The sequence below is a fragment of the Streptomyces sp. P5F9 genome (assembly GCF_057961495.1).
The window spans coordinates 1-1828 of the sequence record NZ_JBXVPZ010000849.1; the positions used below are offsets into that span (position 1 = coordinate 1).

At 67.6% G+C, this 1828-nt stretch carries 1 protein-coding gene and 1 pseudogene; both read right to left on the bottom strand.

Annotated features, from left to right (window positions below):
* Nucleotides 1–791 (bottom strand): annotated as a pseudogene (locus AC31A1_RS50835) (NACHT N-terminal Helical domain 1-containing protein); the annotation flags it as partial.
* A gap of 50 nt (nt 792–841) precedes the next feature.
* Nucleotides 842–1456 (bottom strand): HAD family acid phosphatase, encoded by a 615-nt coding sequence (locus tag AC31A1_RS50840; protein WP_489659822.1) that lies wholly within the window; start codon nt 1454–1456, stop codon nt 842–844.
* Nucleotides 1457–1828 lie beyond the last annotated feature (372 nt).

Genomic DNA, 1828 nt, shown 5'->3' on the forward strand with positions numbered 1-1828 from the left:
CTCCCTCGCCGCCGTCACCGCGAGCCACTGCACCACTTCGTCTTGCCGGAAACCGCGTCCCCGCGCAGCAGTACGCGGTCGTGGGTCGACAGGGCTTCCTCGGCGGGGAGTTGGACGGTGAAGGCGGCGCCGGGGTGCTCGTCGGGGAGGTCGATGCCGTAGATGGTGATGTGGTTGTGGCGCTCGGCGGCGTACGGGAGGCAGCGGCGTTCGAAGGCGCGATCGTGGGTGCCGGGGCGTGGGGTGCGGGCGATCAACTCGTCGACGCGGGTGATCAGTTCGGCCTGGGTGCGGGTCTGTTCGACGAGGGTGCGGGCTACGAAGGTGGAGCGGCGGGTGAAGAACTCCAGGCTTTGGAGGCAGGCCCACTCGGTGGCGTTGCCGAGGAAGTAGCGGGCGTCGGTGGAGAGTCCGGGGGCGTCGGGGCGCCGTACTCCAACTGCCGGGCCAGGTGCCGGTGTCCGAGCCGTACGGCCTGGACGTCGTCCGTGTTCAGGTCGCCGAGAGGCAGAAGTCTGCGGGCCAACGCGTCGGCCAGGGCGGTCTGTTCGTCGGGTGGGAAGGGGGCCTCGCCGGGGGAGTCCACCGCCCGCGCGACCAGGTGGTCGGCGAGCTTTTGGACGTCCTTCTCCGTCAGGGTGCGTTTCTCGCCCTTGAAGGAGACGAGCGACGACAGGCGGATCGGTCTGTCGACCAGGCCCGCGCCGGGGGGCGTCGGGCACGAACAGCTTCTTCGGCAGCGGTGTGATCAGGCCTGACGCCAGCTTGCCACCGGGTACCGCGGGTTCCATCCGCCGCCGCCCCGCCCCCGTCGTCGCGCGAACGGACGGAGCCTAACGGCTTACGACAACTGGCCGTCGTAGTCCGGCAGTTTGAAGGTCTTCTCGGCGTGGCCGCCCGACAGGTCGGTGGCGCTGTTGCCGATGTTCGCGATGATCGTGTAGCCCTTGTTCTCGATCGCGGTGCGCTGGGCCGTCTTGTAGTCGGCGACGTCCTTGAAGAGGTCGAAGAGGCCGCGTACGTAGAGGCCGTCGACGTCGTAGCCGTCGTGTTCGAGGTTGTACTCGGTCGGCAGGTAGATGATGCCGGGGCGGGCCGTGACGAAGAACAGCGAAACGCCGTGCTCCTGGGCGTACTTGGCGACCGCGAGGACCGGCTTGTTGGCCGGCTGCGGCCAGCTGAAGCCGAAGTCGGTCTCCAGGGTGGTGTTGTCGATGTCGAAGACGATCGCCTGCTTCTCGCCGGGCTTGGGGGCCGCGATCCGCTGCTTCAGGTAGGGCAGGGCCTGGTTCATCACCGTCTGGCAGTCCGCCTGCCAGGTGGCGTAGTCGACGGTTGCGGCGGCCGTGGTGCTGGTCGCCGTCGCGGCCTCTGCGGGGACCGTCAGCGTCGCGAGGGCGGCCGCGGTCACGGCGACTATGGCGGTACGGCGGGCCCAGGGGCGTCGTCTCGTCATGGGGCGGGGATTCCTCTCACGTCTGTGCGCTGCCGAACGGTGCGGAAGGCATGGTCGCGGGCGCGGGTGGCGTGAGGGGAACCGTAAGGTTACTGAACGGTAGGTGTATAGAGGTCTGCGCCACATTTCAGCGGCCGGCGATCGTCCCCGCCGGTGACAAGCCGCACAGGCGATTCGGCCCCTACTAGGGGAGGTAGTCGTGCGCCTCGATCGGGACAAAAGGGACTTTTTTCTTGAGGCCCATGGAACCGAATGACCGATTTCGCCCTCCAGGGGGTCGAATCGGGATACATGGGCACTCTGTCAAGAAGTGTGAGGTTTTGCGGTGAACTACTAGGTTCCATCGTAGAAGAGGGGTTTGGGGGTCCGCGG